General features: G+C 44.7%; 21 protein-coding genes. 11 read left to right on the top strand and 10 right to left on the bottom strand.

Features of this window, described 5'->3' with window-relative positions:
• Positions 1–38 precede the first annotated feature (38 nt).
• From ACXAGV_RS17925 to ACXAGV_RS17915, 3 genes are all read left to right on the top strand, one after another.
• Entirely contained in the window at positions 39–545 is a 507-nt protein-coding gene (locus ACXAGV_RS17925) for a fasciclin domain-containing protein (RefSeq protein WP_474874408.1), read from the top strand.
• Positions 546–771: 226 nt separating this feature from the next.
• On the top strand, positions 772–1,191 hold the full coding sequence (locus ACXAGV_RS17920; RefSeq protein ID WP_474874407.1) for an MAPEG family protein: 420 nt from the start codon (positions 772–774) through the stop codon (positions 1,189–1,191).
• 210 nt (positions 1,192–1,401) lie between these two features.
• Positions 1,402–2,385: a GGDEF domain-containing response regulator gene (locus ACXAGV_RS17915; protein WP_474874406.1), complete on the top strand. Its 984-nt coding sequence runs from the start codon at positions 1,402–1,404 to the stop codon at positions 2,383–2,385.
• On the opposite strand, the gene ACXAGV_RS17910 is transcribed toward ACXAGV_RS17915, so the two are convergent.
• The 4 genes from ACXAGV_RS17910 to ACXAGV_RS17895 all read right to left on the bottom strand — a co-directional run bounded on the left by ACXAGV_RS17910 (position 2,382) and on the right by ACXAGV_RS17895 (position 6,978).
• Positions 2,382–3,068, bottom strand: coding sequence for a 3'-5' exonuclease (locus ACXAGV_RS17910; RefSeq protein ID WP_474874405.1), 687 nt, complete (start codon positions 3,066–3,068; stop codon positions 2,382–2,384). The two genes, ACXAGV_RS17915 and ACXAGV_RS17910, sit on opposite strands and share 4 nt — an antisense overlap.
• 5 nt (positions 3,069–3,073) lie before the next feature.
• Positions 3,074–4,903 (bottom strand): putative nucleotidyltransferase substrate binding domain-containing protein, encoded by a 1,830-nt coding sequence (locus tag ACXAGV_RS17905; RefSeq protein ID WP_474874404.1) that lies wholly within the window; start codon positions 4,901–4,903, stop codon positions 3,074–3,076.
• Between the two features lie 98 nt (positions 4,904–5,001).
• A complete protein-coding gene (locus ACXAGV_RS17900) occupies positions 5,002–6,708 on the bottom strand; it encodes a sodium:solute symporter family protein (protein WP_474874403.1) in 1,707 nt (568 codons plus the stop codon).
• A 3-nt stretch (positions 6,709–6,711) separates the two neighbouring features.
• Positions 6,712–6,978: a DUF4212 domain-containing protein gene (locus tag ACXAGV_RS17895; protein ID WP_039216401.1), complete on the bottom strand. Its 267-nt coding sequence runs from the start codon at positions 6,976–6,978 to the stop codon at positions 6,712–6,714.
• A 257-nt stretch (positions 6,979–7,235) separates the two neighbouring features.
• Between ACXAGV_RS17895 and ACXAGV_RS17890 the strand changes: the two genes are divergently transcribed.
• Positions 7,236–10,679 (top strand): PAS domain-containing hybrid sensor histidine kinase/response regulator, encoded by a 3,444-nt coding sequence (locus ACXAGV_RS17890; RefSeq protein WP_474874402.1) that lies wholly within the window; start codon positions 7,236–7,238, stop codon positions 10,677–10,679.
• A gap of 90 nt (positions 10,680–10,769) precedes the next feature.
• Here the strand turns inward: ACXAGV_RS17890 and ACXAGV_RS17885 are convergent, their stop codons facing one another.
• A complete protein-coding gene (locus ACXAGV_RS17885; RefSeq protein ID WP_474874401.1) occupies positions 10,770–11,393 on the bottom strand; it encodes a mechanosensitive ion channel domain-containing protein in 624 nt (207 codons plus the stop codon).
• 538 nt (positions 11,394–11,931) lie between these two features.
• Here ACXAGV_RS17885 and rimK point away from each other — a divergent pair.
• From rimK to ACXAGV_RS17865, 4 genes are all read left to right on the top strand, one after another.
• Complete coding sequence (gene rimK, locus ACXAGV_RS17880) at positions 11,932–12,837, top strand: 30S ribosomal protein S6--L-glutamate ligase (protein ID WP_025257684.1); 906 nt, start codon at positions 11,932–11,934, stop codon at positions 12,835–12,837.
• 42 nt (positions 12,838–12,879) lie between these two features.
• The gene (locus ACXAGV_RS17875; RefSeq protein WP_474874400.1) at positions 12,880–13,911 is read left to right on the top strand and encodes a succinylglutamate desuccinylase/aspartoacylase family protein; all 1,032 of its coding nucleotides are present in this window, start codon (positions 12,880–12,882) and stop codon (positions 13,909–13,911) included.
• 17 nt (positions 13,912–13,928) lie between these two features.
• Entirely contained in the window at positions 13,929–14,363 is a 435-nt protein-coding gene (locus ACXAGV_RS17870; protein ID WP_474874399.1) for an ATP-dependent zinc protease family protein, read from the top strand.
• A gap of 106 nt (positions 14,364–14,469) precedes the next feature.
• Positions 14,470–15,441 (top strand): type 2 periplasmic-binding domain-containing protein, encoded by a 972-nt coding sequence (locus ACXAGV_RS17865; protein ID WP_474874398.1) that lies wholly within the window; start codon positions 14,470–14,472, stop codon positions 15,439–15,441.
• On the opposite strand, the gene ACXAGV_RS17860 is transcribed toward ACXAGV_RS17865, so the two are convergent.
• Positions 15,401–16,045, bottom strand: a complete 645-nt coding sequence (locus tag ACXAGV_RS17860) for a response regulator (RefSeq protein ID WP_474874397.1) — start codon at positions 16,043–16,045, stop codon at positions 15,401–15,403. The genes ACXAGV_RS17865 and ACXAGV_RS17860 overlap by 41 nt on opposite strands.
• A 17-nt stretch (positions 16,046–16,062) precedes the next feature.
• On the bottom strand, positions 16,063–18,009 hold the full coding sequence (gene acs, locus ACXAGV_RS17855; RefSeq protein ID WP_474874396.1) for an acetate--CoA ligase: 1,947 nt from the start codon (positions 18,007–18,009) through the stop codon (positions 16,063–16,065).
• Positions 18,010–18,266: 257 nt separating this feature from the next.
• Between acs and ACXAGV_RS17850 the strand changes: the two genes are divergently transcribed.
• On the top strand, positions 18,267–19,430 hold the full coding sequence (locus ACXAGV_RS17850) for a DcaP family trimeric outer membrane transporter (RefSeq protein ID WP_474874395.1): 1,164 nt from the start codon (positions 18,267–18,269) through the stop codon (positions 19,428–19,430).
• Between the two features lie 203 nt (positions 19,431–19,633).
• Here ACXAGV_RS17850 and ACXAGV_RS17845 read toward each other — a convergent pair whose 3' ends face one another.
• The 3 genes from ACXAGV_RS17845 to ACXAGV_RS17835 all read right to left on the bottom strand — a co-directional run bounded on the left by ACXAGV_RS17845 (position 19,634) and on the right by ACXAGV_RS17835 (position 23,093).
• The gene (locus tag ACXAGV_RS17845) at positions 19,634–20,788 is read right to left on the bottom strand and encodes a Na/Pi symporter (RefSeq protein WP_474874482.1); all 1,155 of its coding nucleotides are present in this window, start codon (positions 20,786–20,788) and stop codon (positions 19,634–19,636) included.
• Positions 20,789–20,890: 102 nt separating this feature from the next.
• Positions 20,891–21,943 carry an aldo/keto reductase gene (locus ACXAGV_RS17840; protein ID WP_474874394.1) on the bottom strand — a complete coding sequence of 351 codons (1,053 nt, stop codon included), beginning with the start codon at positions 21,941–21,943 and terminating at the stop codon, positions 20,891–20,893.
• A 91-nt stretch (positions 21,944–22,034) separates the two neighbouring features.
• A complete protein-coding gene (locus ACXAGV_RS17835; protein WP_474874393.1) occupies positions 22,035–23,093 on the bottom strand; it encodes a chemotaxis protein in 1,059 nt (352 codons plus the stop codon).
• Between the two features lie 378 nt (positions 23,094–23,471).
• On the opposite strand from ACXAGV_RS17835, the gene ACXAGV_RS17830 reads away from it, so the two are divergent.
• Both ACXAGV_RS17830 and ACXAGV_RS17825 read left to right on the top strand, forming a co-directional pair.
• Positions 23,472–25,949 (top strand): S8 family peptidase, encoded by a 2,478-nt coding sequence (locus tag ACXAGV_RS17830; protein ID WP_474874392.1) that lies wholly within the window; start codon positions 23,472–23,474, stop codon positions 25,947–25,949.
• A gap of 92 nt (positions 25,950–26,041) precedes the next feature.
• Positions 26,042–26,887, top strand: a complete 846-nt coding sequence (locus tag ACXAGV_RS17825) for a DUF6689 family protein (protein WP_474874391.1) — start codon at positions 26,042–26,044, stop codon at positions 26,885–26,887.
• Positions 26,888–26,953 lie beyond the last annotated feature (66 nt).

Raw genomic sequence — 26,953 nt, 5'->3', positions numbered from 1 at the left:
TTTCACTTAAAGCCAATTTACATGTTAAAGGAAATAGTATGAAAAAATTAATCAGTGCATTGTTTTTAATTGTAGTGAGCGCAAGCGCTTTCGCGGGACACCATGCTGAAGGTGAGCAAAAAGATATTGTCGATACAGCCGCAAGCAATAACATGTTTTCTACATTGGTTGCTGCCGTAAAGTCTGCTGATTTAGTCACTACATTGAAAGGAGATGGTCCATTTACCGTTTTCGCGCCAACCGATGATGCATTTGCAGCTTTACCTGATGGAACGATTGAAATGCTGCTTAAGCCAGAAAACAAACAAACACTTGTGAAAATTCTTACCTATCATGTTGTAGCTGGCAAAGTAACGGCCAAAGACGTATCTGCGCTTTCTGATGCAACTACAGTGGAAGGAAGTAAAGTTATGGTCTCTACTACTATGAATAAAGTCATGATAAACGATGCTCAGGTTATCAAGGCTGATGTGATGACCAGCAACGGTGTTATTCATGTTATTGATACTGTATTACTTCCAGACGATGTAAAAGCCTCTCTATAAGATGTTTCTCTAAAAAGAAAAGCAAAGATCGCCTGTAGTCAGTCTTTGCTTTTTTTAAACTTATCACCGATCTCTCCCAATAACTTCTCCGTAAAAAAATCATATGAAACACTGTTTTCATTGTTCTAGTACTATCCAGCGCGTGAGTTGAACAAACAAATCAGTCTCGGTGCTATTAGAACTTCAGATAATTAACCTTGCCCTTTGGGCTAGAAAAGGAGTTCATATGTTTACGGTTTACACATACAGTATTGCTGGCCTATTAGTGATTAGCTTTACGGTGTTCGTTCAAAACATTGTTGCCGCTGTGGCGCATAGAAAACAGTCTCGCTACATCCCCGGTAAAGTTAGCGAGGAATTAAGCCATGATAGTTTTGTATTTAGAAGTCACAGAACCTTTCATAACTCGCTTGAAAATATTCATCAATTTGTGCTTCCCGCCCTAGTTTGCATGTTTCTTGGTGCGCAAACAGACCTATTGGCTATCTTGGTTTGGGCCTTCGCACTAAGTCGTATCATTCATATGGCGCTATACTATGCAGTTGCCACAGAAAAAAACCCTAGCCCTAGAAGCTATTTTTATATGATAGGTGCGCTTTGTACGCTTGGTGTTTATGGGCTTGCGTTACTTCAGTTGTTATTCTAGCTAGCAACACTTAAATCTGTACTATATTTATACAGCACAGTAGTCTTTTAACTATTGAAAATGCTTTACTCTTTAAAGTTTTATATAGAGAAGCAGATAACAATGATGCTGAACCTAACGCTTGAATATTACACTTTTGATTAATGTTTTTTTCCAGATTCAGGCGTATTCTTACTAATTGAACGCTCACATATGTGTTTAGGAGCTCCAGTGTACATTGACCAAGTCGGCGATCGGTCTTTAGCTGATTGCAGTGTATTGATTGTCGACGATCAAGCTAGCAGTAGACTTATTTTAGAAACACTACTCGATGAAATAGTAGAGCGTTTTTCTGTGAGCTCAGGAAAAGAAGCCATTGAGTACTGCAAACACAATAAGCCAGACTTAATCCTAATGGACGTCTCCATGCCAGAAATGGATGGGCACGAAACCACAGCACTACTTCGACAAAAGCCATCTTGCGAACATATACCAGTCATTTTCGTAACGTCTTCTTCCACTGAAGAGGAAGAATCTCGCTGTTGGGCATCGGGTTGTGTGGACTTTGTAGTAAAGCCTGTGAATGCTTGTACGCTGCGCAATCGCGTCAAGTCACATATTCAACACAAACTTAGAAGCGATTTTTTAGAAACGCTGATTTATATCGACAAACTGACTGGAGCCTACAACAGGCACTATTTGGATGACTTTTTACCCCGACTTGTAAGAGACAGCGAGCGCAACGCTACTCCCTTGGCTCTAGTTATCTTTGATGTTGATCACTTCAAACTGTTTAATGATATGTATGGACATTTAGATGGCGACAGCTGCTTGTGGAAGGTCAGTAAAACGATAAACGACGCACTCCTTCGGCCTATGGACAAATTGGTTAGAATTGGTGGCGAGGAATTCTTGGTGATCTTGCCAAATACCGATGTAGATGGTGCTAAAGCAGTAGCAGAACGTCTATTGCAAACCGTTTACGATCTCAACATTCTTCATAGTTCGTCTGAGTACGGGCGTATAACATTGAGTGCTGGCTTAGCAATAAAAACCGCCAGCGATGATAAAACGATTGATTATGTCATGCTGGAAGCAGATAAAAACTTGTATGCAGCTAAAACTTCCGGGCGTAACCGCTTAGTATCTCCTTCACTTGCGCCTACTAAAAAAGCAAAGAGCCCCAGTTCTTCACAAACGATAAAAAGTTTTTAGCTGCTACCTAGCTGAATACACCCAACCGCCCCGGTGTGAAGCAGACAGTCCAGCGTAGCCTCTTTCTCTACACCTAATTCCGTCAACTGGGCTAGGAAAAGCTGAAGCGTAGCTAACGCATCATCTAGCGCATTGTGTTCATTGAAAGCTGGAAGATCTAAGCGTTGACGGCACACACCTAGCGTAGCACTATTACTTGGTAAAACCTGATGCTGCTTATTTAGCTGATATAGCGCAAGCTGAAGGGTATCAATATAAACCACCTCCAACTTTGGTACAGCGCACTGTTTAAATGCGCTATTTAATGCCATTAAGTCCAGCCTAGCGTTGTGAAAGATAAGAATGTGTTGTTGTAATAAAGGTGTGAGTGCATGAAGAGCCCTCTCCAAATTCTCACCTTTTTGCAAGATGTCAGGGGTTAAACCGTGAATCACAGGGCTTTGTCCTAGGTCTGCGGTAGTGTTGATAACATGATAACCGCTCGTCGATAAATCGATACGCCCCCCCTTGCCACTCACATAACCCACAGAAGTAATTTGCGTTGCTGAAGGGTTTAGCGAAGTAAGTTCTAAATCAACTGCGGTAAATGATGTATTGTAAACGCTAAGTTCGCGAAGACGCTTTTTCAGTTTCGTTTTGCTATTGAGCGCCTGTGCGCATACCTTTATCCACCGTTGAACCATGTCGATTAACTCACGCCGCCGGAAAACTTCATCACCATAGCTTGATTCGTTCGTTCTATGGCTTTAAAAGCAGCTTTAAGCTGATGTTTTTCAATTGATGACAGGCTTGATATGGAAACGCGATTATCAGTAACCTTGTTTTCAAGTTGATGACGCCAGCGCAGACGATTCAGGAACAGCCAAATATCGCTAAGATTCACTGCATCTCGTTTTGATAGTTGAGAGCGTTCAGACAGAGCTTCCAGACGTGCAAGTGTATTAGGTAAAGTTACGCCATCGGCTAAAGCGTAAATTCGGGCGATATTATTTATTAAAGCGACGGCACGGGCTTTAAGATCAATAACGTCTTTTTGTTTTCTGCCCCTTTCATAAACAAACTTCTGAAACATGGAAAGCGGCACCGATATATCGTTACTATGTCTGGCAAGTGCTGCTAAAAACATGTTTTGCTGCATCAAAGGCGCACGCTGTTTTTGAAGCTGCTTGAATAAGCTTACATCTCCCGCTGCACATCGCACATCAAGAAAAATATTAAAATGCATAATGGCATCTTTGGTGGGCGCTTTTACCCATTGTTTCGCCTCTTCAAGAGCTTCATTCAGTGACAACCTAAGCTTGGGGTTACTAGCCATAATATTGCCATCGCACAGCTTAATACCGCACTTTGCTAACCCGTTGCACACGTACTGGGCCATGTTTGAAAAATATGCGGATTGCGCTTCGGTAGGTCGTTCCGCAAGAAGCAAACCGTTGTCTTGATCTGACCCCATTGTTTGGTCTTCTCTAGCTTGCGAGCCATACACCAACCACGCAAACATCATGGGAGCTTTACCGTTAGCTTGTTGGAAAAAGCCAATGAGCTTTCTGGTCATAATATCGGTTGCTTGTGACAGTATTTTTCCAGCAATATCGTAATCACCCGCTTTTTTCGCGTGGGCAGAGAAATAGTGAGGCAGTTGCCACGAGAGGCGCGTGAGTTCATATAAGTTCTCGGCTTTGCTTAGTTCACCAATGATGAACAGTACGTTTCCCCGCTGATGACGAATAATATCGCTGGCCGTTACCATTCCAAGCGGCACTTGCGTTTGTTGCTCGATAATAGGCAAATGATGAATATTTTTTTCTGTCATTAGCGCTAATGCATCAAAAAGCGTTCTGTTTCCCATAATTTGGGAGGGATTAGCCGTCATTATTTGGCTAACCGGAAGATGAGTGTCTAAAGATGCCGCAACTACTCTCGACCTTAAGTCACGATCAGTAATAATGCCAATAAGCTTCTCTTCTTGCGTAACCAACAAAGAAGAAACTTTTTGCGACGTCATTAACTGAGCAGCAACCGTAATGGGCGTTTGAGTATCAACGGAAACAGGGGCTTTTTCGATAACCTCTAAAAGTCCCTTGTAAAGCCACATTGAATTACTATCTGCTATAGCGTGACTTTGAAGTGCATTATTTCTAAGCCCATCAAAAAAGTGCCGTATTACTGGTATCTCTAGTAAAGGTTCGACAGCTAACGCATCAAAGCAATAGACTAACCCCGGGCTGTCGACCGTTATGCTTAATGGAAAATTGCCCTTTTCCATTATATTCGTATAACCGAAATAGTCCCCATCACTCAAATGGCGTGTTGGAGCATCGGAATCTTTCACAGAAAACTGCCCACTTTGAATAAGAAACAGCGCGACCTTATCTTTCAGAACCTGATCCACATTATCAGCGGTCAAATAGATTAGCTCAGTGTGTTTTACAAGCTGCAGCTTTTGCTCTTTGTCCAGCAAGTCAAAAGGCGCTGAGGTATTAAGAAAGCCTTCAACTTGTTTAGCCATTGCAGTCATAGAAGTTGTCCAGTTCACAAAAAGAAAAAACCAACCTACTCACTTTCGCCAGTAGATTGGTTTTATTTTGCTAAAGCCTATCTTAAGGCAATACTAACTTAGTGCGCTGATGCTTCACCCGCTCCCTTAGGATAACGAATGCTCTCAACCAGCTCTTGAACTTCTTCTGGCGCTTCACCTGTTGCTTTGAACACAAGGAAAGCCACAATGAAGTTCACCATCATACCTAAAGTACCAATGCCTTCAGGCGAGATACCAAACCACCAGTTATCAGGCGTATTAGCTGCTGGATTTACAAATTTAAAGTAAATAATGTAAGCCGCTGTAAACGCGATACCTGAAATCATCCCAGCAATAGCACCTTTATCGTTCATGCGCTTGCTAAAGATACCCATAATAATTGCAGGGAAGAAACTGGATGCCGCCAAGCCGAAGGCAAATGCCACCACCTGCGCCACAAATCCAGGTGGATTAATACCGAAGTAACCCGCTATCACTATCGCAACACCAGCAGCGAGTCGCGCATACATCAGCTCGGCTTTATCTGTAATATTAGGCATAAAGTTCCGCTTCAGTAAGTCGTGTGATACAGAGGTGGAAATCACCAACAGTAAGCCCGCTGAAGTAGAAAGGGCTGCTGCCACACCACCTGCCGCAACAAGCGCAATTACCCACGCTGGTAAATTAGCAATTTCAGGGTTAGCCAATACCATGATGTCGCGGTCAACTTTCATTTCGTTGCGCTCATCACCCGAATAGAACATCTTGCCATCACCGTTTTTATCTTCATATGAGATAAGGCCAGTTTGTTCCCAATTTTTAATCCACGACGGCGCTTCTTCATAGCTGGTTCCCGTCATTTCAGGGCCGTTAATGGTTTCAATCATATTCACACGAGCAAACGCTGCTAACGACGGTGCTGTAGTGTAAAGAATAGCGATAAATGCTAAGGCATAGCCTGCTGATTTACGTGCATCGTGAACTTTAGGCACAGTGAAGAAGCGAACAATAACGTGTGGAAGACCCGCAGTACCCACCATTAGTGCAAAGGTGATAAAGAATACATCGATGGTACTTTTCGTTCCCGACGTATATTCATTGAACCCGAGTTCGACGGATAAATTATCGAGTTTCTGCAGCATATGCATCCCCGAACCGTCAGCTAAAGTGGCCCCAAAACCAGTTTGTGGCAGGATATGTCCTGTTACCATCATCGAAATAAATACCGCAGGTACGATATAGGCAAAGATCATTACGCAATATTGCGCTACCTGAGTGTAAGTAATGCCTTTCATACCGCCAAGCACAGTGTAGAAGAACACAATGACCATGCCGATAACCACGCCAGACACAATATCTACTTCTAAGAAGCGGCTGAATACCACGCCTACGCCACGCATTTGGCCTGCTACATAGGTGAAGCAAACGAAGATGGCACAAAATACCGCAACCGTACGGGCGGTTTGTGAGTAGTAGCGATCGCCAATAAAGTCAGGCACAGTAAACTTACCGAACTTACGTAGGTAAGGTGCTAAACAAAGCGCAAGTAGAACATAACCGCCGGTCCAGCCCATAAGGTATACCGCACCGTCGTACCCCATAAATGAGATAAGACCCGCCATTGATATAAACGATGCTGCCGACATCCAGTCTGCCGCCGTAGCCATACCGTTCATAACAGGCGGTACGCCGCCACCTGCTACATAAAAGTCATTTGTCGACCCGGCGCGGGCCCAAATTGCAATTGCAATATACAGCGCGAACGACGCACCAACGATAATAAATGTTAAAGTTTGAACGTCCATGATTTACTCCTCATCTACGCCGTAGCGTTTGTCCATGGCGTTCATCTTCGCCATATAGACAAAGATCAATGCAACAAATACGTAAATTGAGCCCTGTTGTGCAAACCAGAAGCCTAATTTAAAGCCAAAAAACTGAATTTCATTTAAGATATCGACAAACAGTATGCCGGCACCAAATGATACGATGAACCAAACGACTAAAAGCTTAGCTAGGAGCGCTAGGTTTTCACTCCAGTAGGCCTTTTTGTCCTCTTCGTTTCTAAATGCCATTGTTTCACCCTCATGTCAGGTTAACTAGTTGTTATGATTTTACAATTCCCTAACGCTCGGCTTTGTTAACGTTATTGCTGCGATTGAAACTTTTGTACACGACAGAACCAAAGCAGCAAAAGTCAAGCATCTAGGAGGTCGGCTATTACTCTAGACCTGAGGTGTGAAATTCAAAATGAGACCATGGTCGTAGGTAGACTATGGTCGAAATGATTATAATATCAGCATGGTTGTTAAAACTAAGTTAAAGGAAGATTATGGTTTTTGGTTGGGTAACGCTTGCAGTCTTGTACCTTTTTTTGCTGTTTTCATTAGCAAGTTGGGGAGAAAAGAACTCGCCTACAGCAAGAGCACTGACTTCTCATCCCGCCATTTATTCATTAGCCCTGGCAATCTATTGTACCGCTTGGACTTTCTTTGGCATGGTAGGGCAAGCAAGTAGAGATACGTGGATTTACCTGCCAATCATGCTTGGGCCCATCTTGGTCTATGTGCTGGGATACAAGTTTATTTACAAACTGACACTGGTAAGTAAAAAGCAGCATATCACAACCATTTCAGACTTCATTGCGTCTCGCTATGGCAAGCGTCAAACCGTAGCCTTAGTCGTTACGCTTATTGCTTTACTGGCAACCATTCCCTACATCGCGCTTCAGTTAAAAGCAGTTGGCGCCACCTTTCAACTGTTAACTCAACAACCTAACAGCAATGGAATTATCATTGCCGCCACAGGCTTTATCGCTGCCTTCGCGATTTATTTTGGTACGCGCCAAACTGATGTAACAGAATATAGGCGTGGCCTGATGCTGGCCATAGCCTTTGAGTCAACCATTAAGCTACTTGCTTTAGTGCTGGTTGCTATTGTGGGTTACAGCGCGTGGAAGCGTACCCAGTCTGGTGCATTTTTCGAAAGTTTTACTAACGAGGTGGCACTTGCTCAATTTGGCTCATTTAGCTTCATCGCACAAACCATCATGGCTGCGGCAGCTATTGTGTGCTTACCTCGTCAGTTTCATGTCGCCATTATTGATAACTTAAGCTTGGGGCACATACGCACGGCGCGTTGGCTATTTCCGCTTTACTTAACCATTATTTCCGCGGTTATTCCCGTTATTGCTATCGCAGGTAAAGCCATTTTTGCTGGCCAAGGCATTGAACCTGACTCCTATGTTTTGTCTCTTGCAATGTTTTCGGAATCTGCGCTGCTTCAGGTTATTGTATTTGTGGGTGGGCTGTCTGCGGCCACCGCTATGATTATTGTCGCCACGTTAACGCTAAGTACCATGCTTACTAATGACGTGATATTGCCGCGTATTCTCGCGTTTTCCGGCAACACTGATGATAAAAAAGACGTGTCGAAAAGAATCCGCCTTATTCGCCGTATCGTTATTGCCTTCATTTTATTAATGGCCTTTTTATACCACCAGCAAATGACCAGCAGCCGGTCTCTTCACTCTATTGGTCTTATTGCGTTTTCTCTTGTAATACAGCTAATGCCTGCCATTGTTGGCGGCCTTTATTGGAAACGCGCTCATGCCCATGGTGTCTACGCTGGCTTAATGGTAGGGCTTGTTATCTGGGTGCTGTGGTTAGTGCTGCCCATTGTGAGTGAACAAGTTTCGCAAATGGAGCAAAACGAACTTATAAGCCAAGGGGCCATGATTAGCTTGGCTGCAAACAGCCTGGTATACATACTCTTTTCTCACTTTGCTCCCCAGCGCCTTATCGACAGAATGCAGGCAGAAGCGTTCGTTTCTCCCGCCATTTCTAGTAACAACACGGTGAAAGCTCAAGCCACAAACGTTACCGTGTCTGACCTTATCACTTTGCTTTCAACCTTTATGGGAACAGGTCGTTGCGATCAGCTTCTTACCCAATATCAACAGTTAAACAATTGTCAATTAAGCCACACTGACACGCCTAATGAATCGTTTTTATCATTCTGTGAGCGGGCCCTCGGTGGTGTGATTGGCGCATCGAGCGCTAAGGTATTACTAGACAGTGCGCTGCGCGGTAAAAAAATGGATTTTACTGAGGTCATTAACTTCTTCGACGATACCACGCAGGCGATGCAATTTAATATGACGGCGCTATTAACCTCGCTTGAAAACATGGATCAGGGCATTAGCGTGGTAGACAAACATTTGAATTTGGTCGCTTGGAATAAACGCTACGCCAACCTTTATCCCTACCCAGACAACTTACTTGCTGTGGGCACGCCTATTGAAAAGCTCATTCGATACAACGCGTCGCAAGGCGAGTTTGGGACTCACGATGTCGATGCTGAAGTAGAAAAACGTTTGGCGCACTTGCGATCCGGTATGCCCCATCGCTTTACTCGTCAGCGCAAAGATGGTCGGGTTATTGAGATGGTAGGAAATCCACTTCCCGGAGGCGGTTTTGTAACAAGCTTCAACGACATCACCGGGCACGTGGAAATTCAGCAAGCGTTAGAAGAATCGAATATTGATCTTGAAGCCCGTATTAAGAAACGCACGGAAGAGGTACACTCCATTAACGCCGAGCTTCGCCTTGAAATAGAACGCCGGTCAGAGGCCGAGAAAGAATTGATAAGAGCACGAAAAGCCGCTGAAGACGCCAACGCCAGTAAAACCCGCTTCTTAGCCCTTGCCAGTCATGACGTACTGCAGCCACTTAATGCAGCCAAGCTCTATGTAAGTGCTTTGGAAGAGCAGGAACTCTCTGATCAGGCCCACGCTATTATTCAAAAACTTGGACATAGCGTTACCTCAAGTGAAACACTTATAGGCACACTGTTGGATATTGCTAGACTGGACCAGGGAGAAATGAAACCCGATATCGAGTCTATTGATGTTAGCGCTCTACTCTCTCCGCTTGTTGATGAAATGGCCATGCGCGCCCGTGAAAAGGGGCTTGGTTTCAAAGCCATTATCCGCCCTTGTTGGGTACGAGGCGATAAAACTTATTTATATCGAATAACCCAAAACTTGCTATCAAATGCTGTGAAATACACGGAAATGGGTCGAGTTTTATTTGTCGTAAAACCCGTAAAAGAAACTGTTTATTTTAAGGTTTTCGATACTGGCATTGGTATCTCCGATGATAAGAAAGACAGTATATTTGGCGATTTCTTTCGCGCCAATGAGAGCAAAGAGCATGGGTTAGGGCTTGGATTAGGTGTAGTGCGCCGCTTAAGCCTTCAGCTTAACAGCGATATTAAGGTTAACTCAAAGGTGGGAAAAGGAAGCTGCTTTACATTTTCTTTAGACAAAGTTGAACCTAGACGGGTTACTAATATTGCAGCAAAGCCTCGTAGTACCACATTCACTGGAATGGATGTACTTTGCGTAGACGACCAAAGAGAAAACTTAGATGCCATGCAAACCCTATTACAAAAATGGGGCGTGAATGTGTTCTTAGCGAATAACTGGGATGATGCACTGAAGGTTTGTGAAATCATTCAGCCTCAGATCTTACTGATGGATTATCAACTTAGTCACGATAACGAGAAAAATGGGCTTGCGCTGATTGAGGAGATAAGACACCGGCTAAACATCGTTGTGCCGGCGGCGCTTATAACCGCAACACCAGATGAGAATTTAGTTACTGAGTGTAAAGACCAAGGCGTAAACTTTTTGGCTAAGCCGCTTAAACCGGCAAAACTACGCGCGTTACTACAAAGTATGACGCGTTATATCAGAGAAGCGAAAAACGTTTAATTATTGAGGAGCGATAACATATCTGTACCACGTTAATTGAATGCTTTTCGTTCTCTACTATTGAACTGTACATGACGAATAAAGAAGTACTTACAGTAACTCGTCATGTGGTTTAGTTTCTTCCGTCTTAACCACCGGCGTCTCTACACTCGACTTCGCCACAACTTTACCCATTGCGCCCCACTTTTCTTTCGGGTTGAGTAGCACTGGGCGAGTTAGAATCAAGTTGTTAGGATACATTAAAGTTTCGCGGTCAGCGGTGAGTAAGCGCGTGCTAAATGGCCCAACATCCGCAATTACTCCCTCGATATAGTTGTCCCCATCAAGAATACGCACGTAGTTGCCGCGACGATAGGCTACATTGGTCAATAAAATAAAGTACGCGGTAATGTTACTTATAAGCGACCAGCTTGCAAATAGCGCTACCCCAGTCACCGTTATTATAGACGTAGAAAGTACAAGTAAGCCTGAGAAATCAATACCCCAAGCCAATAAAAGCAGGCAAAGCGAGACCGTAGCTACGAGCACACGCGCAGCAAAAAGCCCTTTTAATGCACTGTTAGATTTGAGCTTTGATTTTACAATATTATTTTCTAATTTTGGCAGTAATTTCCGCGACATAGCCAAATAGATAAGCAGAACTAAACCACTGAACACGACGTTTGACTGGTACTGAGTTAACCACGCCAAAAAACCATGCCACCACTCATTCATTTACTCTTTCCTTACTGTTTTTGTGAGCCATATAGGCCTTTCTCTCTGATTTTTATTTAGAAAAGCCAAGGCGCATTAATGCTAACGCGAATAACAGACAAGTTCATGCATTAAAAGCAATCGACACCACAAGAATTATTCGTAAGACACCCCCTAACACTTCTATTAGTATGCGCGCAAAAATGACTTGTCTAATTAATACCAGTCTGTATAGATAATTACCCACTCAGGAAAAGTTAAAATGTTCGTAATCGCGGCGTGTTACCGCAGGTATAGTGGTACTACATCAAGGTGACACAACAAAGAGTACAGACATTTTAAACTCGCCCTTCGGGAAGGCCTGGCAAGCTTCCTAGCTTCATTCTGGGAATTTGAAAGGAAACAATCATTCCTGCATTCCCGCGCTTCGCAAGGAAACTTGCCAGCGCCTTCTGAGTGGGTCATTATTTGTACAGATTGGTATGATCACGTTCTAGACGTGATTACTGACACGTCGAATAAACGACAAAATAAATCACAAACTACAGGCTTTTTTATAATGCGCATCGCAATTCTTTCAAGAAATCCACGTCTTTACTCTACTTCACGCTTGGTGGAAGCTGGGCAGGCTCGCGGGCATGAGGTCGACGTTATCGACACTATGCACTGTTACATGGATATCACGAGCGCACGCCCCTCTGTCCGCTACAACGGTAAGAAACTTCCATACTATGATGCGGTGATCCCTCGTATAGGTGCATCGGTTAGCTTTTACGGCACATCGGTGGTTCGCCAATTTGAAATGATGGGCACATACAGTCTTAACGAGTCAGTGGCTATTAGCCGTTCTCGAGATAAATTGCGCTCGCTCCAACTGCTTTCACGAAAAGGCATTGGCATGCCTAGAACCGGCTTTGCTCATCACCCTGACAAAATCGACGATGTGATCAAGACCGTGGGTGGCGCACCGGTAGTGATTAAGCTGCTCGAAGGTACCCAAGGTATAGGCGTAGTATTAGCAGATACTCAAAAAGCCGCAGAATCCATTATTGAAGCATTTATGGGGCTTAATGCCAGTATCTTAGTACAAGAGTTCATTAAAGAGGCGGGGGGTTCCGATATACGCTGCTTTGTGGTTGGTGGAAAAGTGGTAGCTGCTATGAAGCGTCAGGCGGCGCCTGGTGAGTTTCGCTCTAACCTTCACCGCGGTGGTCAAGCAAGCTTGGTTCGCTTAAGCCCTGCTGAACGCAAAACAGCGGTAGATGCCGCAAAAACAATGGGGCTTAACTGCTGTGGTGTAGACATTCTTCGCTCGAACAACGGCCCGGTCGTTATGGAAGTTAACTCTTCACCAGGTTTAGAAGGTATCGAGAAAGCGACCAACAAAGATGTTGCCAGCATGATTATTGAATTCATTGAAAAGAGTGCCGAGCCGCACAAAACCAAAACCCGTGGGAAAGGCTAGCCCCTTCAACCTACGCAATAACGTAAACATAGGAAAACATTAGTGGTAAACGATGTTTTAAAAATTGGGGGTGAAAGCATTGCTCCTGGCGAAACCAAAAAGATTGAGTTAGAAATGCCGCCGTTATACACGGCTACTAACATGAGTATTCCCGTATATGTAAAGCGTGGAAAGCGACCAGGCCCTGTTATGTTCGTAAGCGCAGCCATCCACGGCGACGAATTAAACGGTATAGAAATCGTCGGCCGTCTTATACGGTCTAAGGCAATTGAGCGTTTAAGAGGCACCTTGATAGCCGTACCAATGGTTAACGTATATGGAGTGTTAAACCAGTCTCGCTATTTACCCGACAGACGCGACCTAAACCGCAGCTTTCCGGGTAGTAAAAAGGGCTCGCTTGCTGGGCGGTTGGCGAACTTATTCTTTAAAGAAATAGTGAGTAAATGTGACGTGGGCATCGACCTACATACAGGCGCTATTCACCGTAGTAATCTGCCACAAATTCGCGCGGATTTAGACGATCCTGAAGTACTAGAAATGGCTAAGGCGTTTGGCGTGCCTGTGTTGCTTAATGCGGAATTACGAGACGGTTCACTACGCGAGGCGGCCAGTGAAAATGGCGTTAAAATATTGCTCTATGAAGCAGGTCAAGCACTGCGCTATGACGAATTTTCTATTCGCGCAGGCGTAAAAGGTATTATCAATACCATGCGCCACTTAGGCATGCTTAACAAGAGTCGCAGCAAAGGCCACAGCATTGAGCGTTTCATTGCCAGACAAAGTGGTTGGGTGCGCGCGCCTGAAAGTGGATTTGTAAATCACCTTGCCCAACTGGGCGATCATGTTGAAAAAGGTGACAAACTAGCCACTATTGCGGATCCATTTGGCAATTATTTAGACAGCCTTGAAAGCCCTGCTGAAGGGGTTGTCATTGGTAAACAAAATATTCCCCTTACCCAAGAAGGTGAAGCCGTTTACCATATTGCATACTTCTCAGAGCCTGATACTGTTGCTGAACACGTTGAGCTATTACAAGACAATTTATTACCACCAGAACAGGGGCCTGTTCTTTAAAATTGGTAGAAAGACTGATGAACAATAAAAAAATTGTTGGTGCGGTAGAACTGTGTGACTTACCTAAACTTGCTATCTCTGATTTAAATGTGCGTGTAGACACTGGAGCCGCCACCTCGTCACTTCACGTAGACAATATTGAAGAGTTCGAGCAGGACGGTGAACTATGGATTAAATTTGATATTCACCCAGACATCCACAACGTAGAACGAGTAGTTCGCCGAGAAGCTCGCGTTGAAGGACAAAAGCGCGTAAAGAGTTCAACAGCTACACGTGAGAAGCGCTATGTTATAATTACACCTATAATAATGGACGGCTACCAGTGGGATATTCAATTAACCCTAACTGATCGCTCTGAAATGACCTACTTAATGCTACTCGGACGTGAAGCTATGAGTGGGCAGTTTATTGTAGACCCCGAGCACGACTTTTTGCTGACGGGAAAAGATTAGCAATTAAGTCTTAAGGCCCTAATAGCGCCTTATCTGTGTATTGAGCCTTAGATAATCTTTAGTTGAGGCGTGCAGGTAAGTGTTCACCAAATGCGTGAGTAAAAATATGGACATTAAAGCTAAAGCGCTAAGTGCTAGCGTTCTTCTAATCAGTATATTCACACCACATGACGTGTGTGGACAGCAACAGCCCTTCAATGAGGTAAGTACAGACTTACCTCATACTGTTTTGCGCTTGCCAAACGTGCACCCCGGTAGGGATGCTGTTTATTCCTATGCAAAATCACTGCTCACTGAAACTTTGCGTATCACAGAGCCTCAGTACGGCACCTTTGAACTCACTGTTAGCGACCAAGAAACTGCGCAAGAACGACAGTTACGTAGCCTAGAGCACAATATGCTCGACGTAACTTGGAGCGTTACCTCTAGAGAGCGAGAGCGTCAGTTTCTTCCTATCCGCATTCCAATCATGGCCGGTCTTTTCGGTAAACGCGCCTTGTTTATCAAAGAAGGTGATGTTCGACTAAAAGAAGTGAAAAGTCTTGTGGACCTGAAAAAGTTTCGCGCGGTTCTAGGCTACGACTGGCCCGACACCAAGATTTTTCGCGCAAACGACATTCCGGTACTAGAAACGACCTATCGCGCTTCGTTCCGCATTGTTTCGGAAGGGTTTGCCGATATGTTCCCAAGAAGCGTTATGGAAATTAGCGAAGAGTTTGCCGACAAAACCTTGTCAAAGGGGTTAGCTATTGACGAACATCTAATCATTTCCTATCCCAGCCCCATCTTTTTCTTCGTAGCAAGCGACAATCAGGCTTTGGCTAGGCGGATCGCTGAAGGCCTTTTACAGCTTTTCGAGACGGGAAAATTTCAGATGCTACTGTTAGCTCACGATAACTTTAGAGAAGGTATGGCACTTACCGAAGGGCGAACGGTTATTGAAATTGACAACCCTTTGCTAAGTGAACAAAGCCGCTTGGCATTAGAAAAATTCTTACCAGAGTTTGCTGCTTCAGAGGCCGTGCTTGAGTTCGACGCTACTGAACCGGTGGCTCCAACTCAAGTTGTGAAGCAATAAGTACCGCTTGCGTTCGGTTGTTTATACCCAGCTTCTTGAAAATAGCAGTGACATGCGCTTTCACAGTGGCCTCTGCAATATCTAAATTGAAGCCTATTTGCTTGTTCAATAAACCGTCTCGCATGTAACAAAGAACCTTGTATTGCGAGGGCGTCAGCGACGCTACCTTGTCAGCAAGTTCAGAAAACGCTTCGTTTACCTCATCCACATTTTCGCTTAAATTTTCAGGCAGCCATACGTCGCCATCTAAAATAGCTTCTACGGCGTTTGCAATATCTTGTGCACTTGCCGTTTTTGGAATAAAACCTAGCGCGCCCACGCTAATAATTTTCGAAATAAGCGTGGTGTCTTCCGTACCAGAGACGACGGCAACAGGGAGTTCAGGAAAAAGTTTACGGATATGCAGCAAGCCAAACAAATCATTGCTGCCTGGCATATGTAAATCGAGAAGCAACAAGTCGATATCCTCATTATTGAGAATATCGACTGTGGTGTTTAGATCTCCGGCCTCTTTGAGGGTAAGGGCTGGAAGTGACAATGACAACGCGCCTCGTAGTGCATCGCGATACAGCGGGTGATCATCAGCGATTAGAAGGGTTATCATTGTCTATATCCTTAGTTCTACTTATTTAGACGTTCCTCTATCAGTGTATCAACAACCGATGGATCCGCCAATGTAGATGTATCACCTAATTGCTCATGCTCATTGGCAGCAATTTTACGCAAAATACGGCGCATGATTTTACCAGAGCGTGTTTTAGGTAGCCCACTTGACCACTGAATCATATCAGGTGTGGCAATCGGGCTTAACTCTTGGCGCACCCACGCTTTAAGTTCTTTAGTCAGCGCTTCGTCTGCTTCAACACCTTCATTAGGCGTTACATAAACGTAAATCCCCTGCCCTTTTATATCGTGAGGGAAACCTACAACAGCTGCTTCAGCCACTTTAGGGTGCGCAACAAGTGCACTTTCGATTTCAGCGGTGCCTAAGCGGTGACCCGATACGTTCAAGACATCATCCACACGGCCCGTGATCCAGTAAAAGCCATCTTCGTCGCAACGAGCGCCATCACCGGTGAAGTACACGCCTTTATATGCACTAAAGTAGGTGTTAATAAAACGCTGGTGATCGCCATAAACCGTGCGAGCTTGGCTTGGCCAGCTATCTTTGATCACTAGATTACCTTCTGCCACACCTTCAAGTTCATTGCCATCTGCGTCAAATAGCGCTGGCTGTATACCAAAAAACGGGCGGGTTGCCGACCCAGGTTTTAATTCTGTCGCGCCAGGCAGAGGTAAAATCATGTGGCCGCCTGTTTCAGTTTGCCACCATGTATCGATAATAGGACAACGGCCATCACCAATAACACGGTGATACCATTCCCACGCTTCTGGGTTAATTGGCTCACCTACCGTTCCGAGTAAGCGCAGCGAAGATAAATCACATCCTTCAGCAGGCACGTCACCGTGAGCCATTAACGCACGAATTGCCGTTGGCGCAGTATAAAGGCTATTAACTTTGTATTTTTCTACGACTTGCGCAATGCGCTTAACGTCTGGATAAGTGGGAACACCTTCGAAGAACACTTGTGATGCAGCGTTGATCATAGGGCCGTAAACCATATAGCTGTGACCCGTGATCCAGCCCACATCGGCAGTACACCAATACACATCGTCGTCTTTGTAATCGAAAGCATATTTGAAGGTCATAGCGGAATAAAGTAGATAACCGCCCGTGGTGTGCACCACGCCTTTTGGTGTACCCGTAGAACCCGAAGTATAAAGGATAAACAGCGGGTCTTCTGCGTTCATAACCTCGGGCTCGCACTGCGCTGACATTCCGTCAACAGCTTCATGCCACCATACATCGTGTTTTTCGTCCCAATCTACATCGCCGCCCGTTAGCTTGTGCACTAAAACGTGAGTGATCGACGGACAAGCGTCGTCGGCTAACGCTTTATCGACATTGGCTTTAAGCGGAATGCTTCTTCCTGCACGGCGACCTTCATCGGCGGTGATAACAACCTTTGCACTACTATCGTTAATACGGTCGGCAATAGCATTAGGTGAGAAACCACCAAAAATGACTGAATGCACAGCGCCTATACGTGCACACGCCAACATAGCGTAGGCAGCCTCGGGTACCATTGGCATATATATGGCGACACGATCGCCTTTGGCTACCCCAATCTCTTTAAGCGCATTCGCTAATTTACATACTTCATAATGGACTTGTTGATATGTCACATCTTGACTATCTTCTGGTGAGTCTCCTTCCCAGTGAAAGGCAACTTTTGTGGCATTATCAGCTAGATGGCGGTCAATACAGTTATAGCTGGCGTTTAACTCTCCATCTTCGAACCATTTGATAGACACATCGTTTTCACCAAACATGGTGTTTTTAATTTTGGTTGGCTTTTGATACCACTCAAGCATGGACGCGTGTTCAGCCCAGAACGCTTCGGGCTGCTCTACTGACTGCTTGTACATCTCGTCATACTGCGATGCAGTCAAATGAGTAGATTGAAGAATGTTTTCAGGCACAGGGTAAGTTTTGCTGGCGGTCATAAAGATTGCCTCCAATATCAATAATGTAAAATTCTTGTTGTATGGTGAAACACTCTAGCTATTCAACCGCAAAGCAAAATGAGACTTTGGTCTTAGCAGCCTACAACTAGGGTTCTAGTTAAAAAGTTAGACTAAAAGTATTACGACTATAGTCTTATGCGACCATCGGCTTATTTAAATTTGAGATAATAAGTACACAATCAACAACGTTAACGTTGAATTTACATTTATTTAACCACTTTTTTGGAACAGACACGATGAAAGCTAAAATAAAAAATACGGCTACCGCAGTAGCGCTGTGCCTGGCGGCTACAGGCGGCGCAGCAAACGCAGCGACAATCGGCGACACTAGTGTGAAATTCACCGGTTATATTAAAGTTGACGCTATGGTAAGTGACTATTCAGATGGCACCATTGCCTCGGGTAGCGTAGGTCGCGACTTTTATATTCCCTCACTAACTCCCGTTGGTGGCGTTGACGAAGACCCACAGTTTGATGCACACATCAGAACATCACGTTTTCGCTTTGCAACTTCAACACCCACTGCCGAAGGTGACACTATTAACGGTGTATTCGAGCTGGATTTTGTTGTGACTAGCGGCGGTAATGAGCGCATCAGTAACTCCTATACTCCACGAGTACGTCACGCATACTTAACTTACAAGAATTGGTTGGTGGGCCAAACATGGACGACCTTTATGGACGTAGGTTCATTACCAGAATCACTTGATTTTATTGGTACCACTGACGGCATCACCTTTGGCCGTCAAGTCATGGTGAGATATACCAATGGCGGGTTTCAGGTTGCACTAGAAAACCCTGAATCAACCATTACGCCGTTTGGTGGTGGCAGCAGGATAACAAGTGATGACAGCAGCATGCCGGACCTGGTCGCAGCTTATACGTCGAAACAAAATTGGGGCTATGTAAAAGTGGCCGGTTTAGTTAGACAGCTTTCCTATGATAATGCGGCAGGTATCGATGCTGATGAGACCAGTTTCGGTGTGTCAGTCACGGGTAAATACAACCTTTCAAATGGCGATGACATTCGCTTCACATTCAATACAGGTACAGGTTTAGGCCGATACTCAGCACTTAATGCTGTAAATGGCGCGGTTCTTACTGAAAGCGGCGACCTTGAGGCGATTGACTCAACCGGTTACGGCATTGCCTATCGTCACAAATGGAGTGAGAAAGCACGCAGCAGTATTATGTTTTCAGCATTTGAAGCAGATAACGATGTAACGCTTACTGGCTTGAATACCACGGAAAGTACCTACAGTACTCGTGTGAACTATTTGTATTCACCGACGAAGGCACTGACTGTAGGTGCTGAATATGCGTTCGCAAAACGCGAAATTGAAGCTGGCCTTGAAGGCGATATGAATCGCTTCCAGGTTTCTGCTAAGTACGCATTTTAATAAGTAAGCAGCTTTACAAACTAGAACGGCGTCTCTGAGCTCAGAGACGCCGTTTTTTATTTACCGAATGGTTGCTTAATGCGTTTAACGCTTGGGCTATACCAGTTTGCACAGATAATTATCACGCTAGCCTGTACTAGACCATTAGAAACAATTAGCCCGCCTTTATCTTTGTAGTGCATTTTAAAATGACTCGTACGCTTTTATATTGTCGTAAAAATAATTCCCAGTGGTACTGCAAAAAACAACCCGCCCACGTAAGCTGCGCCGTACATTTTTCTCTCTGCAGCTAAGACAGATAATTGGTACGAGAGATTGATAGGGATATTACGTAAAAAAGGAACCCCATAAATAAGTGTGACACCCAAGACATTGTAGATAAGGTGTACCAGCGCTATTTGTAGCGCAAAACCGCTGTTTGCACCCGCCACGCCTAACGCTGCAATAAGGGCGGTTATGCAAGTTCCAATATTAGCCCCAAGCGTAAACGGGTAGATTTCTCGGGCTTTTAATACGCCAGCTCCGACTAAGGGCACCATGAGTGATGTCGTCGTGGAGGAAGACTGCACCAACACCGTCATTAGCGCGCCAGATGTAATGCCCGATATAGGCCCCTGCCCTATGCTTTTGTGTAGTAAATCCTTCGCTTTTCCTACCATAAGCGACTTCATGATCTTTCCCATATAGGTGATAGAAACCATGATAAGCCCAATGCCAATTAGAATTTTGGCGATACCTGGGTAGACAGAAGGCAAAAATCCAAGGAAATGAGAAACTAAGTCGGTTACTGGCTGCGTAGCCGCCTTTATCGGGTTAAATCCGCTTACGCCCAGCGCTTCTGGGGTATGAATAAGTGTTACAATCTGACCGCTCAAATATTCTAAGATACCAAAGGCCATTTCTAGCGGTAGAAAAATAAGTACCGAAAGAACATTGAAAAAGTCATGAATAGTGGCTGCGTTAAAAGCACGCTGAAATTCTTCTTTTTTAGCCACATGCCCTAGGCTAACCAAGGTATTAGTAATACTAGTACCTATGTTCGCCCCCATCATCATGGGTACCGCAATGGTTATAGGTAAACCACCTGCAACCATACCAACAATAATAGAAGTCACCGTGCTTGAAGACTGAATTAACGCAGTCGAAACCATGCCAATTATAAGCCCCATTATTGGGTTTGACGCAAAATTAAAAAGTTCTCTAGCGTGATCACCAGCGGCATATTTGAAACCACTTCCAATCATGCTCACCGCAAGCAGCATGACATAAACAAGAAGTGCAAGAAGCAGCCATCGGTGCCAGTTATTGTTCTTCTCTGCAGTGCTGGCTGAAAGTATTTGTTGGTCAATCATTAAGATAACGAGTACGAGTTAAGACAGAAAAAACCATACTATTACGACCGTGTGACACAAAAATGACGGGGTATACCCGCCATTGTTCATCAAAAAAAACACTAACTATTAGAAACCAAGAGGATAACTTCTAAATACATTGTGAATTTCATTCAACGTCTCGCTTGAGAGCTCTATGTCAAACGCTTCAATGTTCTCTTTTAACTGAGGCATTGTTGTAGCCCCAATGATAGTAGACGTAACACCGGGCACCTGCTGACACCACGCCAACGCGAGTTGGGAAGGTGTTATTCCTGCTTTTTCTGCAATCTTCATATATTCCGATGTAGCTGCTTGCGCTGGTGCTTTATCTCTAAACAGTCCCATGCGCTGCGCCAGTGTCCACCTGCTACCTTCCGGTCTTGCGCCGTTCTGATATTTGCCGCTCAGCATGCCAGTTGCTAGCGGTGACCACGGTAAATACGCAATATTCTCTAGCTCACACATTTCAATTAAATACGGCCAGTCTTTTGCGTGCAGTAAACTAAACTCATTTTGGATAGATACAGGAAGGGGCATATCGAGTTCTTTGCAAAGGGTAAGAAAAATGTGAATGCCCCAAGGCGTATCATCCGATAGCCCCCAATGTCTTATTTTTCCTTCGTCTAATGCGCGCTTAATTCCCAAAAGAATATCGCGCATACCCTCTATTTCTTTTTCCCGATTGGTTTTTGTAGGATCTGCGCCATCAGGCCAATGTTTACCGAAATGTGGTGTTACTCTGTTTGGCCAATGTAGCTGGTAAACATCAATGTAATCAGTTTTTAAACGCTCTAGCGAATAGGTAAGCGCATTAGCAATAGCGTCAGATGTAATGGGACCTGCATTGCGAATATACTTCAAGCCACTGCCGGCGATTTTGGTCATCAGTACAATATCAGAGCGCTTTGCTTCATTTCGCGAAATCCAATTGCCGATAATGCGCTCTGTATCGCCGTACGTATCGACATTGGGAGGAACGGGATACATTTCAGCGGTATCTAAAAAGTTAACACCTTTATCAAGGGCGTAAGCTATTTGTTCATCTGCATCTTGCTGAGTGTTTTGAATGCCCCATGTCATTGTTCCTAAACAGATGTCTGACACCTGTAGGTCGCTATTTCCTAAGCGGTTAAACTTCATCTTTGCTTCTACCTTGGCTTATACCTTGTTTATGCAATAGTGAGTCGGCCGCTTTAGAAAATCTACCTACTTTTAGCTTTTTAAATGAAAGCTATGAGACTTTCTTATTGGCCAACTCGGCTTCTACGCTGGCGAGCCGCGCCTCAATATCTCTTTTCGACTCGACCATTTCATTCGCCAACTCTGCGAGTGACTTTAACTCTGCAAACCCTAACTTTCTGGTATCAATAATTTGATACTGACGCTTGCAGCGATAAAAGAAGGTGAGAAAGCTAACAAATGCACGATGAAATGTCGCAAAACTCTTGATCAGCACCAGAATTAACACGACAGACGTAAGCGCGGCAATACTCAAGCTATAAATACGCACTTGCGCTTCTTGTTGTTCAATCACCGGCTGCAATGCAGCATCAACGGCTTTCAATTGAGTTTCAACGTTGTGTGCACTTTGTCTAAACTCTCCGCGTAACCCTTCATTGTGAGTTACACCATAAGTTTTGAATGCATCAACTAGCTCTAAAAGTGCTTCTCTGTACTGGGCCAAAATGTCTTTTAATAAAGCGGAACCGCCATTTTCAGCCACCAAACGCTCACTTAACGTCATCATCTGCTTCGCGTACATTCCTTCTTGGCTAATCTGAAAATTACGCGTAGAAAGTTGAATACGGGTTAACAGCTCATTTGCTTGGGGGCTTAGTGCCAGCTCACCTTCATTAAGTGTATTTTCTAACTCGGTAATACGCGCTCTCAAACCGTCGTTTTGCGTTAATCCAATTAGCTCTTGCAGTGACACCACTTGTCGAAATGTACCGCTATAGGCTTCCATAGAAGACGACAAACTTTCAACGTCAGCCACGGGTAATCGATATTCGTCAAACAGGGGGACAATAGATGATAGCCGACCTTGAAACTCATAGGCTTGTTGAAGAAACTTATCGGAATAAACCGTCTCGTGGCGAAGAAGAAAGTCTTTTTCGTGTCGTCGCATTTGCAGCAGATCTTGCCCCATCCTTAGCAACATATCACGCTGCTGGTGTAGCCCAATAAGTCGCTGTGTAAAATAATGCTGACTAACCACCAATACGCCCATACCGACAACGCAAACAAGTGTCATCAATACTAGACGAGATTTAATAGAATCGAACTTCATGACAAGCTCCTCATGGGAGAAAGGCGAGCATCAGCTACATAAACAAAAGCTAATAAACGCTGAAAACACATCAACATACGTCAACAATATAGATCGTTCACAGGTACTTTATTATTAAACCTTTGTAGCATTTTTAAGCGTTTCTTTAACTAAAATAATCTCACAATTAGGGTGAAACCCCTATGTTATCCACCTACTCAAAAAGCCACTATTAAGGCGTACCTTGCTGCGATGACGTAATCCGATATACGCCGCGTAACAACATATAACTGGCTTTGTGTTATATACAACGCGTTCAATCGTGCTGATGACAATATTGATGACGATATTCTCTGTAGTGCCAAAGAAAACCGCAGCTTCAAGAATTTGGAGAAGAATATGAAGAAGTTCGCCCTATCTACCTTAGCTGCTGCAATGCTTGCAAGCCCATCGGCTCACACGCTAGCTGATGCTTACATCGGTTCTCAAATGGCCGATCAACTAGTGTCCCTGTCCCCTACAGAATCATTAATGGCAGTGGTGACCTATGATCAAATGTCACCCCTTGCCGAGTCTCAAATAACTCAACTATTGAATTTGGGTATTACCGACGGTATTCAATTTAAGAACTTACCTATTATTGGAGTAGTGGCGACTAAGTCACAAATTGAGGCCATTGCCCAATTCGACGGCGTACGTTCAGTGTTCGCTAACCGTGAAATGAGCCTTTTCAACGCAGACGCACGGGAAATAACAGGTGTAGCTGATTTACAGGGCGAAGCATTTGCATCGCGCAACAATGTTGAATTTACTGGTAAAGGGTCAACGGTTTTAGTCATTGACTCTGGTATTGATGCGTCGCACCAGGACCATTTCTTCGGTGACACTGTGGTTGATAACGTGCAGGCAATTCTAAATCCTGGTGCGCTGTCGATTGTTGGTATAACCGGCCCTACATTATCAAACCAGGTTAATACAGACTTAAACTCAGGCCACGGTACTCACGTAACGGGCACTATTGCTGGTACTGGTGCTATGTCTGGCGGCAAGCACCGCGGCGCAGCACCCGATGCAGATATTATTGGTTATGGCTCGGGTGCAGCGGTACTGCTACTTGATACCATCGGCGGTTTTGATTACGCAATTAGCAAGCAATACACCTTCGATAACCCTATCAAGGTCATCAGCAACTCATGGGGCTCTAGCGGCAAATATGAACCACTTGGCCCTGTATCATTAGCAAGCTATAAAGCGCACACAATGGGAATGCTAAGTGTTTTCGCTGCGGGTAATAGCGGCCCTGGTGAAGACTCGCATAACCCATACGCGCAAATTCCTTGGGGTATTTCTGTGGGTGCGGGCGATAAGTTTGGCAAACTTGCGGATTTTTCATCTCGTGGACTTAAAGGCGAGTCTGGTGACTTTACTATGCCTGACGGCACGGATTGGACGTATACAAATGACGTAACCGTTGTGGCTCCTGGTGTCGATATTATCTCTACTCGCGCTGTATTAAACGCAGCAGCTAATGGCGGTGATGGAGATCTCGGTGCGATAGAGCCGCAAAACATTCCTTTCTATACCATGATCTCTGGCACTTCAATGGCCACACCGCATGTATCGGGCATTATTGCGTTAATGCTAGAAGCAAACCCGAATCTTGATAACTTAACCATAAAGCGTTTGCTTCAAGAAACCGCCACTAATATGCCTGGTTACGAGCGCTGGGAAGTGGGTGCGGGTTATGTTAACGCACGTTCTGCGGTTGCCGCTGCACTACTTGAAGACATGGATCATAAAGCTACGGTTAATAATCTAGATGGCAAAAGCTTCAAAGCAAATGCGCTAGTCACCACCAGCGACCGTGTAGAAAATTTCGATGTTTTTTACTCACCAGTAGGCACACCTGAAGTCATTGAGTTTGAAGTAGGCACGGAAGAAGTACTTGTAAAGGCCTCTGCCGACAGTTTCGCAAATCTGACCAAGCTTGTGCTAGTCGCGCCAGACGGCACTGAATATCGTGGCAACCTCACTACGCCAGTACTTACTACTACCATGCGTGTCGCTGCACCTGCAATGCCTGGCACATGGGGCGTATACGTTTATGGTTTAACATCACTCTCTGGTGTAGAAGCCGATCCACTTGGTTTAACCAACGGCCCAGGCCTCCCTGAAACGTTCAACGTTACTGTGTCGTTTGAAAATAGCGGTGGATTTGAAGGTATGGACGATGTTGAAGGCCATCCTCAGCAAAGTGCTATTGAATTTGCGGTAAGTGAACGCCTAATGGACGCCATCAACAGCCGTGGCTTTTCACCAGATGCTCGCCTGAAACGCAAAGATTTTGCCCGCCATGCAGTAATGGGCGGTGCAGTAAGACAATACCGTGACCTACTAAACGAAGAACGCCCTAACATTGGTTCAGTACCTGGGTTTGACAAGGCATTCATCGAGTCGGTAATGGTTAATGGCGGCGCGCTTAAAGACAAGCTTCGTACACAAGCACCTGTTCTAAGAAGTGTAGACGGCAGCGCAGACCCATTTGCAAGCGTCACTAAGTTAGACATTGCATACTCACTTGTTCAAATGCTAGGACTTGAGGAAGCGGCACTTAGCTTCGACCCAAGTGCCGACATCGTTGTTGACTATAATGGTGAGCAAATCGTGCTAGAGGACCAAGACAGTATTCCAGCTGACATGAAAGGCTATGTGCAACTTGCCCTTACTCTGTCTTTGATTAACGCTGAGTTCGGAGTAGAGCAAAGCCCTTTTAGCATTACGCCAACAATCACTGCGAGCTTCGCGCCAGATACAGTGATAACCCGAGCACATTATGCGGTACTTGCGTCACGCTTCTTTGCTCAATACTTTGAATAAAATCGCAACCCCCTGAAAACGGTGCCATTATTTACATTGATAAAGGCACCGTTTTAGGTTAAATTTTAACCAACACTGAAAGAGGTCATCCTATGATGTTTACTGCGATGAAATTCAGACAACTCACCACTGTTGTTGCCGCCACTGCATTACTCCTGTTCTCAACTGCCCAAGCGCAAGTTGTTACGCCTACGACCCTAACTGTCGATGACAATAAGATTCAGGCGAAGCTTACGCTAACCAGCTTAATTGAAGTAGATTTAACTGTAGAGTTCGAAAACAGTATTGGCCTTAATGCTAACAACATTGACATTACCGCTGAGCTGCTTGATCCCACAGATTTGACCATTACAGACCGCCTGCCCTCAGCACTAACAAGCGCTGTTTCGGGTTTTCCGGTTCTTGTATCAATCTCTCCGAAAGCTGACGCCGGTTTTGGATTTGAAGGTTTAGCGATGGTTGAGCTTTACACTAAAGCTATTCACTACACGCCAACCATTCCATGGCGCTTGTTTACGTCTCACGACGGTGGCGAGTTTGAAGACATAACAACGTTAACGTCATCAGGCAGTTTTCGTGCACGCGGCAGCACAGGACAATTTTCTGATTTTATTATCTTATTAGATAATCGCCCATCAGGTTCTGTTATCAATGACAAAGTTGCTTCTTTAAGCACGATCGTAAATGGCAATCGCAATAAAATTGCTGCGCTATTAGAGGCAGCCATAGACAGTGGAATAAACGATGTCCAGTCGGCATTGGTGGTAAACGATGACGATGCGGCACTGGCTGCTGTAGATAGCCTTATATCGCTTATTGATAATGCGTCTGGCAATGAAATTGCAGATGTATGGCGCTCAAGTGGTGACGTTGTGAACGTGAAAGGTTTACTACTTACTCAGCTACAAACATTACGCTTTAGCTTAAGAACACTGTAAATCAAGCTGGAGACTGAAACGTTTAATTGCGTCGAAACCAGAGCAGTTAAACCAGCGTTTGGCGTC

This window comes from Alteromonas sp. ABH4_453 (genome assembly GCF_056160665.1).
Note: the sequence above shows the minus strand (reverse complement) of the source record. Positions and strands in the feature narration are given on the sequence as shown.

Coding starts and splice junctions, on each gene's coding strand:
- ACXAGV_RS17925 (WP_474874408.1), top strand. CDS start 39: ATGAAAAAATTAATCAGTGCATTGTTTTTAATTGTAGTGAGCGCAAGC.
- ACXAGV_RS17920 (WP_474874407.1), top strand. CDS start 772: ATGTTTACGGTTTACACATACAGTATTGCTGGCCTATTAGTGATTAGC.
- ACXAGV_RS17910 (WP_474874405.1), bottom strand. CDS start 3,068: ATGGTTCAACGGTGGATAAAGGTATGCGCACAGGCGCTCAATAGCAAA.
- ACXAGV_RS17905 (WP_474874404.1), bottom strand. CDS start 4,903: ATGACTGCAATGGCTAAACAAGTTGAAGGCTTTCTTAATACCTCAGCG.
- ACXAGV_RS17900 (WP_474874403.1), bottom strand. CDS start 6,708: ATGGACGTTCAAACTTTAACATTTATTATCGTTGGTGCGTCGTTCGCG.
- ACXAGV_RS17895 (WP_039216401.1), bottom strand. CDS start 6,978: ATGGCATTTAGAAACGAAGAGGACAAAAAGGCCTACTGGAGTGAAAAC.
- ACXAGV_RS17890 (WP_474874402.1), top strand. CDS start 7,236: ATGGTTTTTGGTTGGGTAACGCTTGCAGTCTTGTACCTTTTTTTGCTG.
- ACXAGV_RS17885 (WP_474874401.1), bottom strand. CDS start 11,393: ATGAATGAGTGGTGGCATGGTTTTTTGGCGTGGTTAACTCAGTACCAG.
- rimK (WP_025257684.1), top strand. CDS start 11,932: ATGCGCATCGCAATTCTTTCAAGAAATCCACGTCTTTACTCTACTTCA.
- ACXAGV_RS17870 (WP_474874399.1), top strand. CDS start 13,929: ATGAACAATAAAAAAATTGTTGGTGCGGTAGAACTGTGTGACTTACCT.
- ACXAGV_RS17865 (WP_474874398.1), top strand. CDS start 14,470: ATGGACATTAAAGCTAAAGCGCTAAGTGCTAGCGTTCTTCTAATCAGT.
- ACXAGV_RS17860 (WP_474874397.1), bottom strand. CDS start 16,045: ATGATAACCCTTCTAATCGCTGATGATCACCCGCTGTATCGCGATGCA.
- acs (WP_474874396.1), bottom strand. CDS start 18,009: ATGACCGCCAGCAAAACTTACCCTGTGCCTGAAAACATTCTTCAATCT.
- ACXAGV_RS17850 (WP_474874395.1), top strand. CDS start 18,267: ATGAAAGCTAAAATAAAAAATACGGCTACCGCAGTAGCGCTGTGCCTG.
- ACXAGV_RS17840 (WP_474874394.1), bottom strand. CDS start 21,943: ATGAAGTTTAACCGCTTAGGAAATAGCGACCTACAGGTGTCAGACATC.
- ACXAGV_RS17835 (WP_474874393.1), bottom strand. CDS start 23,093: ATGAAGTTCGATTCTATTAAATCTCGTCTAGTATTGATGACACTTGTT.
- ACXAGV_RS17830 (WP_474874392.1), top strand. CDS start 23,472: ATGAAGAAGTTCGCCCTATCTACCTTAGCTGCTGCAATGCTTGCAAGC.
- ACXAGV_RS17825 (WP_474874391.1), top strand. CDS start 26,042: ATGATGTTTACTGCGATGAAATTCAGACAACTCACCACTGTTGTTGCC.